Annotated in this window: 15 protein-coding genes and 2 rRNA genes; 8 read left to right on the top strand and 9 right to left on the bottom strand. The window is 53.2% G+C overall.

What is annotated here, in order from left to right; genetic code table 11:
- Window positions 1-235: 235 nt before the first annotated feature.
- From PJU73_RS07050 to PJU73_RS07040, 3 genes are all read left to right on the top strand, one after another.
- Window positions 236-3,120, top strand: a 23S ribosomal RNA gene (locus PJU73_RS07050).
- A gap of 120 nt (window positions 3,121-3,240) precedes the next feature.
- A 5S ribosomal RNA gene (rrf, locus tag PJU73_RS07045) occupies window positions 3,241-3,354 on the top strand.
- 158 nt (window positions 3,355-3,512) lie between these two features.
- Window positions 3,513-3,800, top strand: a complete 288-nt coding sequence (locus PJU73_RS07040; RefSeq protein WP_237091492.1) for a ComEA family DNA-binding protein — start codon at window positions 3,513-3,515, stop codon at window positions 3,798-3,800.
- Window positions 3,801-4,003: 203 nt separating this feature from the next.
- On the opposite strand, the gene fba is transcribed toward PJU73_RS07040, so the two are convergent.
- A complete protein-coding gene (fba, locus tag PJU73_RS07035; protein WP_237091834.1) occupies window positions 4,004-5,068 on the bottom strand; it encodes a class II fructose-bisphosphate aldolase in 1,065 nt (354 codons plus the stop codon).
- Between the two features lie 236 nt (window positions 5,069-5,304).
- Here fba and PJU73_RS07030 point away from each other — a divergent pair, with 236 nt between their 5' ends.
- The gene (locus PJU73_RS07030) at window positions 5,305-6,216 is read left to right on the top strand and encodes a tyrosine recombinase XerC (RefSeq protein WP_237091833.1); all 912 of its coding nucleotides are present in this window, start codon (window positions 5,305-5,307) and stop codon (window positions 6,214-6,216) included.
- A gap of 259 nt (window positions 6,217-6,475) precedes the next feature.
- Here the strand turns inward: PJU73_RS07030 and PJU73_RS07025 are convergent, their stop codons facing one another.
- On the bottom strand, window positions 6,476-6,997 hold the full coding sequence (locus PJU73_RS07025; RefSeq protein ID WP_237091832.1) for an ACP-like domain-containing protein: 522 nt from the start codon (window positions 6,995-6,997) through the stop codon (window positions 6,476-6,478).
- Window positions 6,998-7,217: 220 nt separating this feature from the next.
- Between PJU73_RS07025 and dxs the strand changes: the two genes are divergently transcribed.
- On the top strand, window positions 7,218-9,098 hold the full coding sequence (gene dxs / locus PJU73_RS07020) for a 1-deoxy-D-xylulose-5-phosphate synthase (protein ID WP_237091831.1): 1,881 nt from the start codon (window positions 7,218-7,220) through the stop codon (window positions 9,096-9,098).
- A 114-nt stretch (window positions 9,099-9,212) separates the two neighbouring features.
- Here dxs and lhgD read toward each other — a convergent pair whose 3' ends face one another.
- Both lhgD and glaH read right to left on the bottom strand, forming a co-directional pair.
- A complete protein-coding gene (gene lhgD / locus PJU73_RS07015; protein WP_237091830.1) occupies window positions 9,213-10,418 on the bottom strand; it encodes an L-2-hydroxyglutarate dehydrogenase in 1,206 nt (401 codons plus the stop codon).
- Between the two features lie 346 nt (window positions 10,419-10,764).
- A complete protein-coding gene (gene glaH / locus PJU73_RS07010) occupies window positions 10,765-11,847 on the bottom strand; it encodes a glutarate dioxygenase GlaH (protein WP_237091829.1) in 1,083 nt (360 codons plus the stop codon).
- Window positions 11,848-12,016: 169 nt separating this feature from the next.
- On the opposite strand from glaH, the gene csiR reads away from it, so the two are divergent.
- A complete protein-coding gene (gene csiR, locus PJU73_RS07005) occupies window positions 12,017-12,748 on the top strand; it encodes a DNA-binding transcriptional regulator CsiR (protein ID WP_237091828.1) in 732 nt (243 codons plus the stop codon).
- A gap of 534 nt (window positions 12,749-13,282) precedes the next feature.
- On the opposite strand, the gene PJU73_RS07000 is transcribed toward csiR, so the two are convergent.
- The 3 genes from PJU73_RS07000 to PJU73_RS06990 all read right to left on the bottom strand — a co-directional run bounded on the left by PJU73_RS07000 (window position 13,283) and on the right by PJU73_RS06990 (window position 17,942).
- The gene (locus PJU73_RS07000; protein WP_237091827.1) at window positions 13,283-14,755 is read right to left on the bottom strand and encodes an APC family permease; all 1,473 of its coding nucleotides are present in this window, start codon (window positions 14,753-14,755) and stop codon (window positions 13,283-13,285) included.
- Window positions 14,756-15,106: 351 nt separating this feature from the next.
- Complete coding sequence (gene gabT, locus PJU73_RS06995) at window positions 15,107-16,366, bottom strand: 4-aminobutyrate--2-oxoglutarate transaminase (protein WP_237091826.1); 1,260 nt, start codon at window positions 16,364-16,366, stop codon at window positions 15,107-15,109.
- A gap of 112 nt (window positions 16,367-16,478) precedes the next feature.
- Window positions 16,479-17,942 (bottom strand): NAD-dependent succinate-semialdehyde dehydrogenase, encoded by a 1,464-nt coding sequence (locus tag PJU73_RS06990; protein WP_237091825.1) that lies wholly within the window; start codon window positions 17,940-17,942, stop codon window positions 16,479-16,481.
- Between the two features lie 264 nt (window positions 17,943-18,206).
- On the opposite strand from PJU73_RS06990, the gene PJU73_RS06985 reads away from it, so the two are divergent.
- Window positions 18,207-18,992 carry an IclR family transcriptional regulator gene (locus tag PJU73_RS06985; RefSeq protein ID WP_237091824.1) on the top strand — a complete coding sequence of 262 codons (786 nt, stop codon included), beginning with the start codon at window positions 18,207-18,209 and terminating at the stop codon, window positions 18,990-18,992.
- A 202-nt stretch (window positions 18,993-19,194) separates the two neighbouring features.
- Here PJU73_RS06985 and argC read toward each other — a convergent pair whose 3' ends face one another.
- Window positions 19,195-20,238, bottom strand: a complete 1,044-nt coding sequence (gene argC / locus PJU73_RS06980; RefSeq protein WP_237091823.1) for an N-acetyl-gamma-glutamyl-phosphate reductase — start codon at window positions 20,236-20,238, stop codon at window positions 19,195-19,197.
- A 63-nt stretch (window positions 20,239-20,301) separates the two neighbouring features.
- Window positions 20,302-21,273, bottom strand: a complete 972-nt coding sequence (locus tag PJU73_RS06975; RefSeq protein WP_237091836.1) for a L,D-transpeptidase — start codon at window positions 21,271-21,273, stop codon at window positions 20,302-20,304.
- A gap of 154 nt (window positions 21,274-21,427) precedes the next feature.
- Between PJU73_RS06975 and rlmD the strand changes: the two genes are divergently transcribed.
- Window positions 21,428-22,762, top strand: a complete 1,335-nt coding sequence (gene rlmD, locus PJU73_RS06970; RefSeq protein ID WP_371871514.1) for a 23S rRNA (uracil(1939)-C(5))-methyltransferase RlmD — start codon at window positions 21,428-21,430, stop codon at window positions 22,760-22,762.
- Window positions 22,763-22,859: the final 97 nt, after the last annotated feature.

The raw sequence follows: 22,859 nt of genomic DNA, 5'->3' as shown, positions 1-22,859 counted from the left end.
ATCAACAAACAAAGACAATGTCGGTTTACTTTAACGTTTAATGTTTGCAAACACTAAACGTTACCAAGAAGTAAACCACAGTATTTGGGTGATGATTGTATCGAGTTGCTCCTGAAACACAAAAGGCAGGAGCAACACACAACAAAGCAGTAAGCTTTATCAAAGTAAAAACCTTAAGCCGAGTTTCCTAGTCAACGGGAGCAAAGCGAAGTCAAAGAGGTTCTTGAAATGATAGAGTCAAGTGAATAAGTGCATCAGGTGGATGCCTTGGCGATGATAGGCGACGAAGGACGTGTAAGCCTGCGAAAAGCATCGGGGAGCTGGCAATAAAGCTATGATCCGGTGATGTCCGAATGGGGAAACCCACACAGCAATGTGTATCCTTATCTGAATACATAGGATAAGAGAAGCGAACCCGGAGAACTGAACCATCTAAGTACCCGGAGGAAAAGAAATCAACCGAGATTCCGCAAGTAGTGGCGAGCGAACGCGGAGGAGCCTGTACGTAATAATTGTTGAGATAGAAGAACAAGCTGGGAAGCTTGACCATAGTGGGTGATAGTCCCGTATTCGAAATCTCATCAATGGTACTAAGCGTACGACAAGTAGGGCGGGACACGAGAAATCCTGTCTGAACATGGGGGGACCATCCTCCAAGGCTAAATACTCATCATCGACCGATAGTGAACCAGTACCGTGAGGGAAAGGCGAAAAGAACCCCGGGAGGGGAGTGAAATAGAACCTGAAACCTGATGCATACAAACAGTGGGAGCATCCTTGTGGTGTGACTGCGTACCTTTTGTATAATGGGTCAACGACTTACATTCAGTAGCGAGCTTAACCGGATAGGGGAGGCGTAGGGAAACCGAGTCTTAATAGGGCGACTAGTTGCTGGGTGTAGACCCGAAACCGAGTGATCTATCCATGGCCAGGATGAAGGTGCGGTAACACGCACTGGAGGTCCGAACCCACGCATGTTGCAAAATGCGGGGATGAGCTGTGGATAGGGGTGAAAGGCTAAACAAACTCGGAGATAGCTGGTTCTCCCCGAAAACTATTTAGGTAGTGCCTCGAGTATGAGACTGATGGGGGTAAAGCACTGTTATGGCTAGGGGGTTATTGCAACTTACCAACCCATGGCAAACTAAGAATACCATCAAGTTGCTCCTCGGGAGACAGACAGCGGGTGCTAACGTCCGTTGTCAAGAGGGAAACAACCCAGACCGCCAGCTAAGGTCCCAAATGATAGATTAAGTGGTAAACGAAGTGGGAAGGCCCAGACAGCCAGGATGTTGGCTTAGAAGCAGCCATCATTTAAAGAAAGCGTAATAGCTCACTGGTCGAGTCGTCCTGCGCGGAAGATGTAACGGGGCTCAAATCTATAACCGAAGCTGCGGATACCGTAAGGTATGGTAGGGGAGCGTTCTGTAGGCCGAAGAAGGTGCATTGTAAAGTGTGCTGGAGGTATCAGAAGTGCGAATGTTGACATGAGTAGCGATAAAGCGGGTGAAAAGCCCGCTCGCCGAAAGCCCAAGGTTTCCTACGCAACGTTCATCGGCGTAGGGTGAGTCGGCCCCTAAGGCGAGGCAGAAATGCGTAGTCGATGGGAAACAGGTTAATATTCCTGTACTTTGATTCAATGCGATGTGGGGACGGAGAAGGTTAGGTTAGCAAACTGTTGGAATAGTTTGTTTAAGCCGGTAGGTGGAAGACTTAGGCAAATCCGGGTCTTCATAACACCGAGAAGTGATGACGAGTGTCTACGGACACGAAGTAACCGATACCACGCTTCCAGGAAAAGCCACTAAGCTTCAGTTGAATCAGAACCGTACCGCAAACCGACACAGGTGGGCAGGATGAGAATTCTAAGGCGCTTGAGAGAACTCGGGAGAAGGAACTCGGCAAATTGATACCGTAACTTCGGGAGAAGGTATGCCCTTCGATGTTAAGCCCTTGCGGCGTAAGCATTGGAGGGTCGCAGAGAATAGGTGGCTGCGACTGTTTATTAAAAACACAGCACTCTGCTAACACGAAAGTGGACGTATAGGGTGTGACGCCTGCCCGGTGCTGGAAGGTTAATTGAAGATGTGAGAGCATCGGATCGAAGCCCCAGTAAACGGCGGCCGTAACTATAACGGTCCTAAGGTAGCGAAATTCCTTGTCGGGTAAGTTCCGACCCGCACGAATGGCGTAACGATGGCCACACTGTCTCCTCCCGAGACTCAGCGAAGTTGAAGTGGTTGTGAAGATGCAATCTACCCGCTGCTAGACGGAAAGACCCCGTGAACCTTTACTGTAGCTTTGCATTGGACTTTGAAGTCACTTGTGTAGGATAGGTGGGAGGCTTAGAAGCAGAGACGCCAGTCTCTGTGGAGCCGTCCTTGAAATACCACCCTGGTGTCTTTGAGGTTCTAACCCAGGTCCGTAATCCGGATCGGGGACCGTGCATGGTAGGCAGTTTGACTGGGGCGGTCTCCTCCCAAAGAGTAACGGAGGAGTTCGAAGGTTACCTAGGTCCGGTCGGAAATCGGACTGATAGTGCAATGGCAAAAGGTAGCTTAACTGCGAGACCGACAAGTCGAGCAGGTGCGAAAGCAGGACATAGTGATCCGGTGGTTCTGTATGGAAGGGCCATCGCTCAACGGATAAAAGGTACTCCGGGGATAACAGGCTGATTCCGCCCAAGAGTTCATATCGACGGCGGAGTTTGGCACCTCGATGTCGGCTCATCACATCCTGGGGCTGTAGTCGGTCCCAAGGGTATGGCTGTTCGCCATTTAAAGTGGTACGTGAGCTGGGTTTAAAACGTCGTGAGACAGTTTGGTCCCTATCTGCAGTGGGCGTTGGAAGTTTGACGGGGGCTGCTCCTAGTACGAGAGGACCGGAGTGGACGAACCTCTGGTGTACCGGTTGTGACGCCAGTCGCATCGCCGGGTAGCTAAGTTCGGAAGAGATAAGCGCTGAAAGCATCTAAGCGCGAAACTCGCCTGAAGATGAGACTTCCCTGAGGATTTAATCCTCCTAAAGAGTCGTTCGAGACCAGGACGTTGATAGGTGGGGTGTGGAAGTGCGGTAACGCATGAAGCTAACCCATACTAATTGCTCGTGAGGCTTGACTCTATCATTTGAAGAACTTCAAAGATAAAAGCTTACTGATGATTCAATCATCACCAACAGTTGATTAAACAATAAATAACTGCAGGAAACTGCATAACGGCTTAACAATTTGTACAGTTTAAGTTTGGCGGCCATAGCGAGTTGGTCCCACGCCTTCCCATCCCGAACAGGACCGTGAAACGACTCAGCGCCGATGATAGTATGGTTCTTCCATGTGAAAGTAGGTCACCGCCAAACACCCATTCCAAGCCCCTGAGGATTCCTCGGGGGCTTACTTCATTTGATAAACACTCAAAACGATACAGCAAATCCCCAAAACCCATCACCAAAACTTGAACCGCTGCAAAAAAATCCGTATCATCAAATCAAAACAACCCACACAAAGGAGAAAAACCATGAAAAAACTGCTTACCGCAGCCGCACTGATGCTTGCCACCGCATTTGCCGCCGCAGCCGTCAACATCAACACCGCTTCCGAAACCGAACTGACTGCCTTACCCGGCATCGGCCCGGCCAAAGCAAAAGCCATTGTAGAGTACCGCAAACTTAACGGTGCGTTCAAATCCCCCGAGGAGCTGAAAAACGTCAAAGGCATCGGGGAGGGCATCTTCTCGAAACTGAAAGGGGAGGCCGTTACTTCCACCCCGCCTGCTAAAAAGGCCGGCCCTGCTTTGAAAAAGTAGGAAGGGTGGCGGGGTAAACGCCGGAATATCAAACCGTAATGTAAAGCCGTCCGGACTATACAGCCCGGGCGGCTTTGCGTTGCCACAAAGGGGGGACGTCTGGAAAATGGGGATTGCTGGGCTGCTTGAGGGGTTATGAGGAATCAAAAAACCGGCCAATCATTTAAAAACGATTGGTCGGTTTTACATAATGATAGAACGGGTTATTTAATGATTTGGCTCAATTCGCCTTTGGCGTATTTATCAGCCATTTTTTCCAGTGAAACCGGTTTGATTTTAGAGGCCTGTCCTTCGCAGCCGAAGGCTAGGTAGCGGTCTAAGCAGATTTGTTTCATGGCTTCAACGGTTTTGCTCAGGTATTTGCGCGGGTCGAATTCGGAGGGGTTTTCTGCTAAGAAACGGCGGATTGCGCCGGTAGAGGCGAGGCGCAGGTCGGTGTCGATATTGACTTTGCGTACGCCGTATTTAATGCCTTGTACGATTTCTTCAACCGGTACGCCGTAGGTTTCCCCGATTTGTCCGCCGTTTTCATTGATGACTTTGAGCCATTCTTGCGGAACAGAGCTTGAGCCGTGCATCACGATATGGGTGTTTGGCAAGGCTTCATGAATTTCTTTGATGCGGTCGATACGCAACACATCGCCTGTAGGCGGGCGGGTGAATTTGTATGCACCGTGGCTGGTACCGACAGCAATCGCCAACGCATCAACACCGGTATCTTTCACGAAGCGTACAGCGTCTTCGACGCTGGTCAGCATTTGGTCGTGCGACAGTTTGCCGACCGCACCCACACCGTCTTCCTCGCCTGCTTCGCCGGTTTCCAGATTGCCCAATACGCCGATTTCGCCTTCTACGGATACACCGCAGGCGTGTGAGAAATTAACGACAGTGCGGGTTACATCAACATTGTATTCATAAGAAGACGGCGTTTTGCCGTCGGACATCAGCGAGCCGTCCATCATTACGGACGAAAAACCCAGTTGGATAGAGCGTTGGCAGACATCCGGCGATGCGCCGTGGTCTTGGTGCATGACCACAGGAATGTGCGGAAATTCTTCAACGGCCGCCAAAATCAGATGGCGCAAAAACGGTGCGCCGGCATATTTTCTGGCACCGGCGCTGGCCTGCACGATCACGGGCGCATTGACTTGGTCGGCGGCTTCCATAATGGCACGCATTTGTTCGAGATTATTGACGTTGAAAGCCGGCAGGCCGTAGCTGTTTTCTGCGGCGTGGTCGAGTAATTGGCGCATGGATACGAGTGCCATGGTGGAAACCTCCTGAAAGTGATGGAATCGTAAAAAAGATAGGGAGATTATAATATTTTTCGGGCGGAAAGACTACAAAGCATTACAGTGAGATGCTTGGTTTGGGTGATTATTCGGGTAAAGATTGTATTTATGACAGCTATGGCTATCTGGAAATTCGTTATACTTATTTTCAGACGGCCTGTGTGCCAGAGAAAAATGTTACGATAACAGTTAAATTGGGAAACAGGATCATCATGGCGGATACAGACGGTGTGGATATTGAAACGTTTGCCGGAAACTGCGAACGCTATCTGCTGACGTTGCAGCAGCAGGGTAAGTCGCCGCATACGCTGTCGGCGTACCGGCGGGATTTGCTGCAGTTGGCGGAAATTTTGCGGCAGAGGCCGTCTGAAAACGGGGTGCGGCGGCAGGATTTGGTGGCGGTGTTGAAAAAACTGTCGCAGCAAAATCTGGGCGAACGCAGTTTGGCACGCAAACTTTCGGTGTGGCGGCAATATTGCGGCTGGTTGGTGCAGCAGGGTATTGCAGTGCAGGATTTGGCGGCGAATATCCGTGCGCCCAAGCAGCCGCAGCGTTTGCCGAAAGCCCTGCAGCAGGAACCTTTGAACCGTATGTTCGACCAAAGCAGCGATGATGACGTGCTGGCATTGCGCGATCAGGCACTGTTTGAATTGTTGTATGGCAGCGGTTTGCGTTTGAGCGAGGCACAGGGTTTGGATGTGGCGGATATTTCGCTGGAATCGGGCTGGGTGCGGGTGAGCAACGGTAAAGGCGGCAAGCAGCGGCAAGTGCCGCTGACGGGCAAAAGTATGGCGGCGATACAGGCCTATTTGCCGCTGCGGATTGCGGCGGCGGACGAAACGGCGCTGTTTACCAATCGCAACGGCAAACGCTTGGGGCAGCGGCAGATTCAGAAACGGCTGCAGGAATGGTCGCTCAAGCAGGGCGAGCGGCATATTTCGCCGCATATGCTGCGCCACAGTTATGCCAGCCATCTGCTGCAGTCTTCGCGCGATATTCGGGCGGTGCAGGAATTGCTGGGACACAGCAGTTTATCGACCACGCAGATTTACACCAAGTTGGATTTCGACCACCTTGCCAAGATTTATGATGAAACACATCCGAGGGCCAAACGGAAAAAATAGCGGGTTTCGGGTTGCATTGGGCAATTTTCAGACGGCTTTATCGTGGAAGAACCGGAAAATATGATCATTCAGTGAGCGATTCTTCCCTTCATCTCTTCACACTGGGGAACGGGAAACTGTTTGTCGGGTGGGCAATTTGTTGCCCATCAATCCGTCCCGACTTGCATCGGAATGACGGTCAGCGTAAATTTAGAAATTCGGTTAATCTACCAATAGGTAACAAGGCCGTCTGAAAATTGGCGGTATGTTGCCGAAGACATCACGGCTGTGTGCTTGGCGGCATACAGTTTTCCGCCTGCAATTCATCGACAATGCCTTCTTCGCCCATGCCTTCGACTTGGCTGTGGCGGACGAAAAATCCGTAGCCTTCCTGATAATAATCATCGGTGAGTTTGCCGATGGTCCAAGTATATTCGCCGTTGCTGAAAGCGCTCAGGTCTTCGTTGCCCAATTCCGGACTGAGGGCGAGGGTGTGCGTGGCGTTGCCGGTTTTGATTTGGGCGGCGGTGTTGCCGCCGTCTTTGAAATAGCGTGCCGACAGCGTTTTTTGTTCGTCGCACTGATATTGTTGCCATTTGGCATTTGCCTGCGTGTCCAAACGTTCGGCTGCGGATTGTGCGGCCGAAGCGGTGGCTTCGGAGGCGGCGGTTTCGGTAACAGAGGAAGCGGGGGCTTCGGCTGATGCCGTCTGAATTTCGGCTGCGGCCTGCGGCTGCGGTTCGGACGGGCTGCAGGCGACGAGCAGCAGGGCGGTGGCGGTGGATAAGATGATGTGTTTCATAAACGATTGAATACGGTGGTGAACCGTGTGGCCTAAGCGGTTGAAAGCATAAAGTTTAGCACGAAACAGCAAACGTTTCACGGCGGACGGGGCCGTCTGAAAACCGGAATATAAAAACCGCCAAAGCTATTTTTCAGACGGCCTTAAATTTAGTCTGCTGAAAATGCCGTCTCTTGCTATAATTGCCCGATAAACGTTATACCCATTAAAAGAACACACCATGAGCCAAACCCCATTGTTAGACAGCATTGATTATCCCGACAAGCTGCGCTGCCTGAGCAAAAAACAGCTGCCGCAGGTGGCCGACGAGTTGCGCCGCTTCCTGCTTGAATCGGTCGGCAAAACCGGCGGGCATTTCGCCAGCAATCTCGGTGCGGTCGAGCTGACGGTTGCCCTGCATTATGTGTATGACACGCCGGACGACAAATTGGTTTGGGATGTCGGCCATCAGAGCTATCCGCATAAAATCCTCACCGGCCGCCGCAACCGCATGGATACCATGCGCCAATACGGCGGTTTGGCGGGCTTCCCCAAACGCAGCGAATCGGAATACGACGCATTCGGCGTGGGGCATTCGTCCACGTCCATCGGCGCGGCGCTGGGCATGGCGCTGGCGGACAAAAAACTGGGCAACGGCCGCCGCAGCGTGGCGATTATCGGCGACGGGGCGATGACGGCGGGACAGGCGTTTGAGGCCTTAAACTGCGCCGGTGATACCGATGTTGATTTGCTGGTGATTCTCAACGACAACGAAATGTCGATTTCACCCAATGTCGGCGCACTGCCCAAATATCTGGCGAGCAACGTCGTGCGCGATATGCACGGCGTGTTGAGTACGCTCAAAGCCCAATCGAGCAAAGTGTTGGACAAGCTGCCCGGCGCAATGGAAATCGCTCAAAAAGTCGAAAACAAAATCAAAACCATCGCCAGCGAGGCGGAACACGCCAAACAGTCGCTGACTTTGTTTGAAAACTTCGGCTTCCGCTACACCGGGCCGGTGGACGGCCATGATGTCGGCAAACTGGTTGATGTGTTGAAAGACCTGCGCAGCCGCAAAGGGCCGCAGCTGCTGCATGTGATTACCAAAAAAGGCAACGGCTACAAACTGGCGGAAAACGATCCCGTGAAATATCATGCCGTTGCCAATCTTGCCAAAGAAACGCCGCAACCGCAGCCGAACGCCGCCAAGCCGACCTATACCCAGATTTTCGGCAAATGGCTGTGCGATCAGGCGGCGGCCGATTCCCGCCTGCTGGCGATTACGCCCGCCATGCGGGAAGGGAGCGGATTGGTGGCATTCGAGCAACAGTTCCCCGACCGCTATTTCGATGTCGGCATTGCCGAGCAACACGCCGTAACCTTTGCCGGCGGTTTGGCATGCGGCGGTTTCAAACCCGTGGTGGCGATTTATTCCACATTTCTGCAGCGTGCCTACGACCAGTTGGTACACGATATTGCCCTGCAAAATCTGCCGGTATTGTTTGCCGTCGATCGGGCGGGCATTGTTGGCGCAGACGGCCCGACCCATGCCGGTTTATACGATTTGAGCTTTTTGCGCTGCATCCCGAATATGGTGATTGCCGCACCGAGCGATGAAAACGAATGCCGCCTGCTGCTTTCCACCTGTTACCAGACCGATGCGCCGAGCGTGGTACGCTATCCGCGCGGTAGCGGCTGCGGAAGCCCCGTTTCAGACGGCCTTGCAACCGTTCCGCTCGGCAAAGGCCTTATCCGCCGCAACGGCGAAAAAACAGCACTGATTGCATTCGGAAGCATGGTTACACCGGCACTCAAAGCGGCGGAAACCTTAAATGCCACCGTCGCCGATATGCGTTTTGTCAAACCGATAGACGAAGACTTGATTGTCCGCTTGGCGCAGACGCACGACTGTATCGTAACCGCCGAAGAAAACGCCGTACAGGGCGGTGCCGGTAGCGCCGTATTGGAAGTATTGGCCAAACACGGCATCCGCAAACCCGTGCTGCTGCTCGGTGTGGACGATGTGGTTACCGAACACGGCGATGCCCAAACCATACTCGCCGGTTTCGATTTAACGGCGGAGACCATGGAACAGCGTATCCGCAGTTGGTGTGCTGAATAAATAGCGGAGTGGAAACAGAAAAACGGTTTGCAGTTTTATTTCTGCAAACCGTTTTTGTTATGCCGCTTTGTGAGGCCGTCTGAAAAACGCATTTTCAGACGGCCTTATCGGCATTTACCGTTGATGTTCATACACTTTTTGGCAAATATAGTTGCCGATAGGGATGGCCGAGGTTGCCGCCGGGCTGGGGGCATTGCAGACGTGGAGGCTGCGGGGGGTGTCGGCAAACAGGAAGTCGTGAACCAGTGTGCCGTCGGCCATGACGGCCTGCGCCCGAATGCCTGCGGGGTAGGGTTGCAAATCATCAACGGTGATTTGCGGACAGTATTTCTGCACCCGTTTCAGATAGCCGGTTTTCAGCCATGAATCCAGTGTTTCCCGAATGCCGGACACGAAATGTTTGGCGGTTACTTTCCAAAAGCCGCTGAAAGTCAGCATTTGCCAAGTGTCCTGCAGGCTGAAATTGAGTTTGCCGTAGCCTTCCCGTTTGAAACCTTGCACGGCATTCGGGCCGACGGTAACCGAGCCGTCTATCATGCGGGTGAGGTGTACGCCCAAAAACGGTAAGTCGGGATCGGGAATCGGGTAAATCAGGTGATTGACGATGCGGTTGTGTTTGGGTGGGAGGCGGTAGTATTCGCCCCGGTAGGGAATGATTTGGAAATCGATGGCGATGCCTGTCATTTTGGCGATGCGGTCGGCGGCCAAACCGGCGCAGGCGATGAGGAAGCCGCCGTCAAAAGAAACTGTTTGTCCGGCATGGCGGGTGCAGACGGTGATTTTGTCGGCGGTTTCGTTGATGGCGGTAACGGTGTGGCTGAGTTTGACTTCGCCGCCCATTTCGGTAAATTCTTCCGCCATTTTGTTGCAGACTTGGGTGTAATTGACGATGCCGGTGGTCGGTACGAACAATGCGCCGACACCGACGATGTTGGGTTCGCGCTGTTTGAGGGCGGCGGCATCCAGCCATTCGACTTCGAGTTCGTTTTGCAGACAGCGCTGGTATAGGGCTTTCATGCGTTCGAATTCTAAATCGTTGGTGGCGACCAGCAGTTTGCCGCATTGCTCGTATTTGATGTTGTGTTTGTTGCAAAAAGCGATGGTGGCGGCCACGCCTTCTTTGCAGAATTTGGCTTTCAGGCTGCCGGGGGCGTAATAGACACCGGCGTGAATTACGCCGCTGTTGTGGCCGGTTTGATGGTGGGCGTAGCCGCTTTCTTTTTCAATCAATAAAATACGTTTGTCGGGGTGGGCGGCCTGCAGTTGCCAAGCGGTTGAAAGGCCGACAATGCCGCCGCCGATGATGATGTAGTCGTACATGATGTTTTCTTCCTGTATTTTCCTGAGTATGTTTTTATAGTGAAATAACTTCAAAGCACTACAGCGTTGGCTTCGCCCGGCTCAAAGAGGACGGTTTTGTAACCGGATGAAACGACCATCCGGATAAAACCTGTCCTGTATTACTCATACTGTCTGCGGCTTGCCGCCTTGTATTGCTTTGGGTTATTTCGCTATAAATAATTTTTATTCACTACGATATTGTACAGTGTAAATGCCGCATTCCCCATAAAATGTCGGTTGAAGGCCGTCTGAAAACTGCAAAACAAGCGGCCATTGGTCGGAACGGGCCGGCCAATGGCGCTGCGGTCAAATGCTTTTTATGGGATTACGCAACGAATTGTCCGCGTTGGCGCATCAATTCGCGCAGCAAATCGGGGTGGGCAACGAATTTGTCGCGGCCGTGCAGCCAGTTGTGGTTTTCCACTACCAGCATATCGCCGACTTCTACCCGCACGGATACAAAATTCGGATCGTTTTCCAGCGATTCGCCCAATTCAAACAGATACAGGCCTTCTTCACGGTTTTTCGGTTTGGCAAACTGGTCGATAAAGTGCAGGCGGGGGCGGCCGTTTGGATCGTTGTCGATAAATACGGGGTGTTCGATGCTTTGGGTTACGTTTTTGCTCGGCGGCGCTTCCCAAGTAATCGGTTTTTTGGCAATCGGGTGGTTGTAGAATTTATCCAATTCCGCCCAATCGTCCAAGTGCAGAATCAGCGAGTTGCCGCCCTGCATGTTTTCTTCCTGCATTTTCATCATCAATACATAATCGGTCGGCTCGTCCACAAATGTGCCGTCGTTGTGCAGTTCCATACGGCGGTGCGGCTGGCGCAGGTAGCTGTCGGAATTGTCCACATTGCGTACGGTAAAGCGGGCGTAGTATTTCTGGCTCATGGCATCGAAATTCGGACGGCCGATTAAGTGGGAAACAGCGGTACCCAGTTTGACGAAAAAGTCGGTGTCTTTTTTGTCGCCGCCTTCAAATTTCAGCAAAAATGCGCCGGTGGCACGGTTTTTCAGCGTGCCGAGCAGGAATTTGCCCAGCGTGTATTCGCACAGGCTGTCTAAGATTTCGGCGACACGGAAACGGTTGAACGGTTTGTATTCCAAAGCCTGAACGGGGAAACGCTCGGTTTGGCGGATAAATTCTGCGATTGTGTCTGCTTGAAGGGTAACGACCTGCAAACGCCGGCTGTGTTCGTGCGGCGCAATTCGGTAGCCTTTTGGTGTGATGTCGGTTACGGAAGTCATGATTTCGTCCTCTTGTTTCCCGGCTTGCGGCGAAAACGGCTGTTTCCATGCTTTGGTTTGGAAAATCACCGTTTTCGCAAGAGCCGGTTGTTGTGAATGTGGATACATAATGGAAAACGGGTTGCCGCTGCATTTCGGTTCGGGCAAAACCGGGTGCATGGTGCGGCTGGATTTATAATATCTATATTTTTATAAAATGTCTACATTTTTACAAAATATCTTCTTTATTGTGATGGAAGGAATGGCATTTTCACACGGTTCACCGGCGTGAATTCGCTATACATATTCCGTTTCTCGGCTATAATCCGTTTTTTATCCGCAAGACACCATGATGAGCCATTCTTCCGATACCGATACTTTGGATCTGACCTACGGCCTTGATACGTTTGAGAAAACGGCCGGGGCGGGTAATACCGCCGGTGCGCTGATGCTGGCGCTGAAGCGGGATATTCTGAACGGCGTGTTTGCCGCTGATCAAAAACTGCTGATGAGCAGCCTGAAAGAGCGTTACCAAGTCGGCACCGGCCCGCTGCGCGAGGCTTTGTCGCAACTGGTGGTCGAACGTTTGGTTACAGTGGAAGACCAGCGTGGCTACCGTGTGCCGCCGATGTCGCGCGAAGAAATGCAGGATTTGTATCGGGTGCGGGCGGAAATCGAAAGCCTGTGTATCACGCAGGCGCTGGAATTGGGCGATTTGACGTGGGAATCGGAAGTGTTGGCGGCCATGCACCGGCTGGCGGCGACATCGAAACAGGTCGGCAAGGGTTTGGACGAGCTGCTGGCGTGGGAGCGGCATCATCAGGCATTTCATTTTGTGATTGCCTCGGGTTGCAATTCGCCGACGCTGCTGCAAATCCGCCAGTCGCTGTATGAGCGTACGGCACGCTACCGTTTGTTGTGGCTGAAAGACAATATGAGCAATCAGGCGTATTTCGACAGCAATCAGAAAGAACATGAAGAACTTTGCAGGCTGGTGTTGGCACGGGATAAAGCCGGTGCGGTGGCGCTAATTACCCATCATTTGCAGAGTCCGAGCCGGATGTTGTCGGAATGGTTTTGATGGGGAACAGGCCGTCTGAAAACGGCATTGTATTTCAGATGAAATTCTGAACTTTTGTTTTTATAGCGGATTAACTTAACTTTCGCTACGGCGTTGCTGCGCCTTGCCGTACTACTTGTACTGTCCGCGGCTTGCTGCTTTGTATCGAAAATTAATTAAATCCGCTATAGTGAAATAACTGAATAATCCATACAATTTAATCCTGCACTTGTAGGGTGCGGGCCAAAGCACGCACCTGTTCTGTGAGTTTTATGTCGAAGCCGTCTGAAAATCTGATTTTAGCTGCGCAGAAACTCGCTTTGCTCGTTTTCAGACGGCATTCATGTGGAATTTAAAGAACACGTGCATGCTTAGGCAAGCACGCTACACACTGTTCCCATCCCGCTGGCGGGAAGGGTGGTTCACTTTGGTTGTAATATTTTTTGGTTAATTCACTATATACTTCAGAAAACTGAGCCACGCCCATTTTCAGACGGCCTTGTCTGTTTCATAAAAAAACCGCTGCCGGTCTGCAGCGGTTTTTTGCAAAAAGCGTCAGTCGTTTTCGTGTTCAAACGCTTTGCTCGGCATACCGTGTTCGCGCCACCATTTTTGGTTGTGTTCTTTAATGGCGACGATTTCTTCGTCCATAAAGGCTTTGGATTTGCCGGGGAATTTTTTCAGGGCGTAGAGGTAGAGCAGAATGCCGAATACCGTCCACGCAGCGAAAATCGCCCATTCGACCGGAATCAGCGCCGAGGGGCTGCCGGGCAAGTACAGGTAAATCATCGAGCCTGCGGCCAGCAGGGTAAGCACGCCGACCAGTTTGCCTGCGGGAATTTTTACGGGGCGTACCATGGATTTCGGTTCTTTAATCCGCAAAACCAAAAACGACAGGGCAACCAAGGTATAGGCAATCACCACGCCCAAGCCGCCGGCATCGACAATCCAAACCAGCATTTTGCGGCCGAACAGCGGGGCAATGGTTGCCAAGCCGCCCAAGAGCAGGGTGGCGGTTACCGGCGTTTGGTATTTGGCGTGCAGTTTGCCCAGTGATTCGGGAAGCATATACGACAGCGACATGGCGTAAATTAGGCGCGAGCCGCCCATCAGGAAGGCGTTCCAGCTGGAAAGAATGCCCAATACGCCGGCGATAATCAGCAGCGTACCGGCCCAGTTTCCGCCCCATGCTTTGGCGATGGCATCGGCGGTGGCAAGCGGTGAACCGGAAATTTCCTGCGGAGTCAGAATCGTGCCAACGCTCCAGGCAATGCCCATATACCACATCACGGCAATCACCAGCGACACCATCAGATACAGGGCGATTTTCGGGCGGGTCAGGTCGATTTCTTCGGCGGCCTGCGGAATCACGTCAAAGCCGACAAACATAAACGGCACCATTACCATCACCATCATAATGCCCGCCCATTTGTTTTCCGCAAAGTCCGGCGCACGGCCCAATTCGTCGGGGTGGAACATCAATGCGCCGACAAACAGCATAATGCCGACCGCCAAAATGCCGAATACGGCGGCTTTTTGAAACCATGCGCTGACTTCCACGCCCCGGATATTGATCCACGTCATCACCACCGAGCCGATCATGCCGACGGCAACCCAAGAAGCGTAAACGTCCCAACCGGCGATGTTGTAGAGAAAGCCTTGATTGTAGTTCGGCACTAAATATTCGACCACGGTCGGTAGGGCGACGGCTTCAAATGCGACCACCGACAGGTAGCCCATCAGCATCATCCACGAGCAGAAGAACGAAACGTGTATGCCCATCGCCCGATAGGTGTAGGTGTGTTCGCCGCCGGTAACCGGCATGGAAGCGGCCAGTTCGGCGTAAGTGAGGCCGATAAACAGCACCACCGAGCCGCCGAGCAGAAACGCCAATACCGAACCAAGTACGCCCGCCGACAGCACCCAGCTACCCGCCAAGACGACCCAGCCCCAGCCGATCATCGCACCGAAAGCCAGTGCAACGACATCAAGCGAGCCTAATGATTTTTTAAATGATTGATCAGACATGCTATTTTCCTTTGATGATAATTATTATTTATGTAAACCTGCGCTGCAGAGCAACCCGATTTCGGCAATGCCTGTTTTCAGACGGCCTGAATATCATTGAGGCCGTCTGAAAATGGATATAGTTGAAACACTATATTTTTTAAACAAAACCGGACGTATATTGGCGTTGGCGGGATACGGGCGCAACCCTAAAAAACATTATGTTTCAAGGTGTTTTGGTGTTGGGTCTGGCATCCGGCCTACGCCTTCTGTTTTCAGACGGCCTGAATATCGCTGAGGCCGTCTGAAAACAGGGCAATACGGTTTATGCCGAACCGAAACGGGCTTTTCGCCGCACGGCCAGCCGCTGCTTTAAGGCAAGGCGTGTTTGATGATGTCCAAGGCTTCCGCCAATACGCTGTCTTCCACCGTCAGCGGCACCATCACCCGAACCGTGTTGAAATACATGCCGCAGGTTGCCAGCAGCAGACCGTTTTCAAAGGCTTTGTTTTTCAAAGCAGTAGCGGCGGCGGCATCGGGTTTGCCTTCGGCATCGACCAAGTCAAACGCCAACATCGCACCTTTGTGGCGGATATGGGTAATGTTCGGGTGCGCCAGCGCGTCAAGGAAAGCGGCGATGGTGTCGCCGATATGGCGGCTGCGTTCCAGCAGGTTTTCTTCTTCCATGATTTCCAGCACTTTCAACGCCGCCACTGTGCCGAGCGGGCTGCCGGCATAAGTGCCGCCCAAGCCGCCCGCCTGAGGTGCGTCCATAATGTCGGCACGGCCGATCAAACCCGAAATCGGGTAGCCGCCCGCCAGACTTTTGGCGCAGGTAATCAAATCCGGCTCAACACCGAGCTGTTCGCTGGCGAACAATGTTCCTGTGCGTCCGAAACCGCATTGCACTTCGTCAAAAATCAATACGATGCCGTGTTGGTCGCAAATGCGGCGCAATTCTTTGGCAAACGACGGCGTGAGTTGGTGGAAACCGCCTTCGCCCTGCACCGGCTCGATAATCATCGCCGCTACTTCTGATGGGTCGATGTCTGCCTTGAAAATCATTTCCAAATCTTTCAGGGCTTCCGTTTCGCTGACACCGGTGGCGGGCGAAGGGAAAGCGGCGTGGAAGATGGAAGCGGGCATTGGGCCGTAGGATTTTTTGTAGGGAATCACTTTGCCGGTTAAGCCCATGGTCAGCAGAGTGCGGCCGTGCCAACCGCCGATAAAGGCAATCACGCCCGCACGGCCGGTTTTGGCACGGGCGATTTTGATGGCGTTTTCAACCGTTTCGGCACCGGTGGTCAGCAAAAAGGCTTTTTTCTCGCCGCTGATCGGGGCTTTGTCGCACAGTTTTTCACACAGTTCGACATAGCTTTCGTAGTTGGCGATTTGGGCGGAAGTATGGGAAAACTTCTGAATCTGCTCGCCGACCGCCGCCACGATTTTCGGGTGGCTGTGGCCGGTGTTCAACACGCCGATGCCGCCGACAAAGTCGATGTAGCGGTTGCCTTCCACGTCCCAGATTTCGCTGTTTTTCGCCTTGGCGGCAAAAATCGGAAACGAAACGCCCAAGCCGCGGGGTAGCACTTTCAGACGGCGTTCGAGCAGTTGTTGGTTACTTGTTGTCATGATTTTTCTCCTGTTTGATAAGTGGTGTTGCGGGGTAATTGTTTGCTTTTAATCTATAGTAACAAATTTAAGCCGAGACGCAACGCCGCATCGGTTTAAATTGTTTACTATATTAGGAAATATCGGCGCACCAATATTTGGTGGTAACGTATTCTTCAATCCCGTATTTCGAGCCTTCCCGACCGAAGCCCGACTGCTTCACGCCGCCGAACGGGGCGACTTCGGTGGAAAGCAGGCCGGTGTTTTGGGCAACCATGCCGTATTCCAAACTTTCGGATACCCGCCATGAGCGGCCTAAATCCTGCGTGTAGAAATAGGCGGCAAGGCCGTAAACGGTGTCGTTGGCGTGGGCAATCACTTCTTCCTCGGTGTCGAACACGAATACCGGCGCAATCGGGCCGAAGATTTCTTCACGGGCAATCGCCATTTCGGGAGTGATGTCGGTAATCACCGTCGGGGTGAAGGTCAGTTCGCCCGCAGGGTGGGGCTTGCCGCCGGTAATCAGCGTTGCTCCTTTGTCCAAAGCGTCCTGCAGCAGGTTTTGCACTTTCTGCAGGGCTTGGGCGTTAATCAGTGGGCCGACCGCCACGCCGTTTTCCATGCCGTTGCCGACCGTCAGCGCTTCGACTTTCTGTTTGAACACGGCTAAGAATTTGTCTTTGACGGAAGATTGAACATAAACACGGTTGGCGCAGACGCAGGTTTGTCCGGCGTTGCGGTATTTCGAGCCGATTAAGCCTTCGGCGGCTTTCTCCAAATCGGCATCGTCAAACACGATAAATGGCGCATTGCCGCCCAGTTCCAGCGACAGTTTTTTGACCGTACCGGCGCATTGCTGCATCAAGAGCTTGCCGACGGCGGTCGAGCCGGTAAACGATAATTTGTGGATACGTTCGTCCTGCGTTAATACGCCGCCGACAGTCGGCGCATCGCCGGTTACGATTTGCAGCACGCCTTTGGGTAAACCGGCCTGTTCGGCCAGCACCATCAGCGCCAGTGCGGAAAACGGGGTTTGCGTGTCGGGCTTCACAATCATGGTGCAGCCCGCCGCCAGCGCCGGTGCGGCTTTGCGGGTAATCATGGCGGAAGGGAAGTTCCACGGGGTGATGGCGGCGCAGACCCCTACGGGTTGTTTGAGAACGGTATAGCGCAGATTCGGACGGGCGGCGGCAATCACATCGCCGTACACCCGTTTGCCTTCTTCGGCAAACCAGCGGATAAAGCTGTTGGCATAAGCGATTTCGCCTCGGGCTTCCGCCAGCGGTTTGCCCTGTTCCAAAGTCATGATAACGGCAAGGTCGGATAAATGCTGATCGATTAAATCCGCCCAGCGGTTCAGCACGGCGGCACGCTCGTTGGGTGTGGCGGCGGCCCATGATTTTTGGGCGGAACAGGCGGCATCGACCGCCAGCCGCACTTCGTCCGCCGACAAATCCGGCACTTCGCCCAAATACTCGCCGTTGAACGGATTGGTAACGGCAATGGTTTTGCCGCTGCGGGCGGCGACCCATTCGCCGTTGAGATAACAGGCTTCACGGAATAAACCGGCTTGATTTAAGCGCTCGGCTAAAGTCATGATGAGGGTTCCTTTGTAGTTGTGTTCTTATTGTCTAATATATGAGACATAAATCTAAAATATAAGACAGATTATAAAAACACTCGCCGCCGATTAGCAAGCAGTTTTTCACAAACAGGCCGTCTGAAAACCGTGTTATGATAGTCGCCGAAAAAAATCAGCCGATATATAGCGGGTTCGCTGCAAATGGGACGAAGAGGTTAAATCTGTATTCCGTATTGTTTTCAAGTGAATTCACTATAATTTGACCGTAAAGAACCGGATATGGATATTGTTGACGACAAAGCCCCCAATATTCCCGCACTGGATAAAGCGTTTGCCGTGCTGGATTATATTACCGACAGCCCCAAACCCTTAACCGCCGCCCAGATTGCCAAGGATTTGGGCTTGCCCCGCAGCAGCACCTACCGACTGTTGATGGCGCTGGTGCAGAAAGGCGTGTTGCGCAAAGACGAAAACAATGTGTTTTATCTGGGCGCATATCTTTTATATTGGGCGGGAAAATTCGAGCAGCAGGAAAACGTGATTGCCCTGTTTCACGAACTGATTCTGACCGAACCGGCGCTGATGCCGCACTCCGTTACCCTATCGTCGCTGGACGGCGAACGTGGCGAAATGGTGTTTCTTGCCTGTCATGAATCGCCCTCGCCGCTGGGGTTTACCTTCCGTGCCGGCGTACGGGTTCCCGCCGTATTTGCCGCAACCGGCAAAGCGGTATTGGCGACGTTGGATTTTGACGAAGTCCGCACAATGTATGCCGACGGATTGCCGCCGCCGCTGACACAATACGGCGTTGCCGGTTTCGAGCAGCTGCGTGCCGAATTTGAATCGGTCCAAACCACCCGCATGTCGTTGGACGACGGCCAGTTGCGGGAGGGTATGTACTGCATCGGCACTTATATCCGCAACAGCAGCGGCAGGGCAAACGTCGGTGTGGCGGTGAGTTTTTTGAAAAACGAATACCAGCAGAAACAGGCCGAAGTCGGCGCAGCGCTGATTAGTCTGGCGGAAAAAATCGAGCGGCGGTTGGGTTTTTTGGGATATAGTTAAAACACCGAATTTTCTGTACAAATCGGCAAGCTAAGTTGGTCCACCTGCACTTTGTTCCCCGTCCCGCTGGCGGGAAGGGGTTAGGGGAAGGGTGGCTCGTTGTAGTGTCATATTTTTTTAGTTGATTTACTATAGGCCGTCTGAAAAACGCCCTGCAACAGTTCGTTGTAGGGCGTTTGGTGTGTCGGAAACAAGGGAATGTTTACGGCAGCAGCGGTACGCTGTTCAAACCGGCGGTGTCGGCAAAACCGAACATAATGTTCATATTCTGCACGGCTTGTCCGGCTGCGCCTTTGACCAGATTGTCAATCACCGACAGGGCAATCCATACATTCTGCTGCGGGGCTTTCTGAATGCTGATGCGGCAGAGATTAGCACCCCGCACGCTGCGGGTTTCCGGCGTGCTTCCCGAAGGCAGAATATCGACAAACGGGCTGTCGGCGTAGAAATCGCTCAGAATCTGCTGCGGGTCGGTGCCGTCCTGCAAATGCAGATACAGCGTGGCGTGCATCCCCCGAATCATCGGCGTGAGGTGGGGAACGAATACCAGATGGTCGGCAACGTTTTCCTGCAGGCGGGAAATGGTTTGGCGGATTTCGGGCAGATGGCGGTGGCCGCCGACTCCGTAGGCTTTGAAATTGTCGCCCGCTTCGCACAGCAGGGCAGACACGGCGGCTTTGCGGCCTGCGCCGGATACGCCGGATTTACAGTCGGCAATCAGCGGCATCCCGTTTTTCAGACGGCCTGCTTTGAGCAGCGGCAGCAGCGGCAGGGACACGCAGGTCGGGTAGCAGCCGGGGTTGGCAATCAGTTGCGCCGTTTGAATGGCTTCCCGATTCATTTCGCACAGGCCGTAAACGGCTTGCGGAACAATATCGGGGCAGGCGTGGCTCATGCCGTACCAATGTTCCCAAGCGGCAATATCTTGAATGCGGAAATCGGCGGACAGGTCGATAATGCGTACGCCTGCGGCGAGTAGGGCGGGTGCTTCTTTCATGGCAACGCCGTTGGGCGTGGCGAAAAAGACCACGTCGCATTCGTTTAAACGGGCATCATCGGGCGTTTGGAACGTTAAATCGTACACCCCCCGCAGGCTGGGAAAATAGTCGGCCACGGCAACACCGGCTTCGCTGCGGCTGGTTACGGCGCAGACTTCGACATTCGGATGGTTCGCCAGCAGGCGCAGCAGTTCGACACCGGTATAGCCGGTTGCGCCGACAATGCCGGCTTTGATGATTTGGGTCATTTTTTTCTCCTTCTATCAATGAAGGCCGTCTGAAAACGGCATTTTCAGACGGCCTTGTTTGGCTTAAAACAGCGATTCGGTCGGTTCTTTCGCAACGGGAGCGGCTTTGGCAGGCACTGGCGTTTGCGGTTTGCTTGGAACAGGCGTAGCTTTCGGCGCATCGCCGCCTGCGTCCACCTCGATTTCACCGCCTTGCGGCAACACTTCTTCTTTAACCGGCGCAGGTTTCGGCACAACTTTGGCCTTGCTGAAACCGGCCGAACCCGAAGTCCACGCAATCGATTGCAGCGGGCCTTTGATTTTCACGCCGGCGGCGCAGGTCAGGCAGTTGGGTGCGCCGGTGCGGTTTTTCAGAACGGCTTCAACCCGTTTGGCAGAAACGGTTTTGCCGCGGGCTTTGGCCCATGCCTGAATGCTTTTTTTCAGGGCTGCGGTGTCGAGATTTTGTTTATTGTAAGGGTCTCGATAGGCGGCGAGCCACAGGTTTTTGGCGGCATCTTCGTTCAGGCTGGCCATTTGGTAAATCACCGAAGCGGGCGAACCGGTGGCGATGTTTTTGGCAAATTCCAACGCATCGGGCGACTTCATGCGCACGCAGCCGTGGCTGCGCACACCCGGCACGCTGGCGGGCGCATTGGTGCCGTGAATGCCCAAGCCCAGTTTCGGATCGCCGAGGCGCACAAACACCGGACCGAGCGGATTTTGCGGGCCGGGCGGCACGGAAGTTACCCCGTCGCCGCGTTCTTTCTGAATCGATTTCGGAATGTGCCAAGTCGGATTGAACGCTTTGACACCGATTTTGTGTTCGCCCAGATTGGTCTGCGTCATCGCCTTGCCGACCGCTACGGGATAAACATGGGTCAGCTTGCCGTTGTGATAGACAAACAGGCGTTGTTGCGGAATATTGATGAAGACGTGTTGCCCTTCGGAAACAGGGGCGACATCGGGCAGGGCGGTGGTGTTGTTTGCGGCGGGTGCGGCCAATGATGAAGCGGCGGCAACCAGCGCCAGCAGGGAAAAGCAGCTTTTTTTCATAGATGATGATGTGATGTTGAAGTCAAATATCGGGATATAGCCGGAAATCATACCGTAAACCACAATCAATTTGTGCGAAAATATGCCTTTCACAGTAAAAAAACGCCGCAACGGCACGGAATATGGCCGGCGGCGGATAAGAACAGACCACATAATGATGAATACAAACCCAACCCGACAGCCCACCGCAGACGTGTTTTCATTGGATTACGAAGGCCGGGGCGTGGCCAGAAATCAGGGCAAAACCGTCTTTATCAAAGGCGCATTGCCCGGCGAAACAGTTGCCTACCGCCTGATAACGGAAAAAAAGCAGTTTGACGAAGCGCAGGCAACCGCAATCCTGCGCCCGTCGCCGCAGCGGGTAACGCCAGAGTGTCGCTATTTTGAGACATGCGGCGGCTGCGTGCTGCAACATATCGAACCGGCGGCGCAGGTGGCATTGAAACAGCGGATTTGGGAAGAACAGTTGCAGCGTATCGGCAAGGTCAGACCGCAGCAGATTTTGCCGCCGATATACGGCACGCCGAAGCATTATCGGGATCGTACCCGCCTGAGCGTCGGGACAGACCGGCAAGGTTTGCCGGTATTGGGTTTCCGTGCCAAACGCAGCCATCAGATTGTCGATATTGCCGAATGCCTCGTTTTGCCCGAAAGCGTATCGGCGGTTTTGCCCGATGTGAAAAAACTGTTGCGGCGGTTTGCTGAGGCGGGCGGCAAGGCATCGTCTGTCGAGTTTTACCGCACTGACGAAATTACGGTTTTCAATCTGATTGTCGAACAAAGGCCGTCTGAAAAAGGCCTGTCGGTGTTGAAACGCTGGTTTGACGAAACCCTGTCCCGCCGCCCCGAATGCTGGCAAATCTGGCTGCAGCAGGGCAAGGCCGCAGCGCAGGCGTTTTATCCCGCCGAGCGTCCGATGTTGGCTTATGAGCTGGCGGAATTCGGTATCCGTATGCCGTACCGCCCCGGCGATTTCACCCAAATCAATGCCGACATCAATCAGATTATGGTCGGACGGGCATTGCGTTGGCTGGATATTCAGGCGGGCGAAAAAGTGGCCGACCTGTTTTGCGGCTTGGGCAATTTCACTTTGCCGATGGCGAAATCCGGTGCGGAAGTGGTCGGCATGGAAGGTTCGGGCGTATTGGTGCAGCGTGCCGAACAAAACGCCGCCGCCAACGGCTGCAGCAATGTGCGTTTTCAGACGGCCGATTTGTTTGAAACCACGCCGCAAAGCCTTGCAGCTTGGGGACGTTTCGACAAAATGCTGCTCGACCCGCCCCGCAGTGGCGCTTATGCCGTGGTGCAGGCACTGCACGAGCCGTATTTGCCGCAAAAAATCGTTTATGTGTCGTGCAATCCCGCCACTTTTGCCCGAGATGCCGCCGTATTGGTCGAAAAAGGCTATGTTTTCCGGGCGGCGGGGATTATGAATATGTTTGCCCAAACCGCCCATGTTGAATCGATGGGAATTTTTGAACGGGCTTAGATAAAAAGTTGCAATTTAATTCCTTTGAAAATGAATAAATTGCAAAATCGCTTAAAAGGCGGCATTGACAGCTTGAAAAGCAGTTTCTATAATAGTC

Origin of the sequence: Neisseria lisongii (assembly GCF_028463985.1) — a bacterium.
GTDB classification, from domain to species: domain Bacteria; phylum Pseudomonadota; class Gammaproteobacteria; order Burkholderiales; family Neisseriaceae; genus Neisseria; species Neisseria lisongii.
This window is presented reverse-complemented; position numbering and strand designations above follow the sequence as displayed.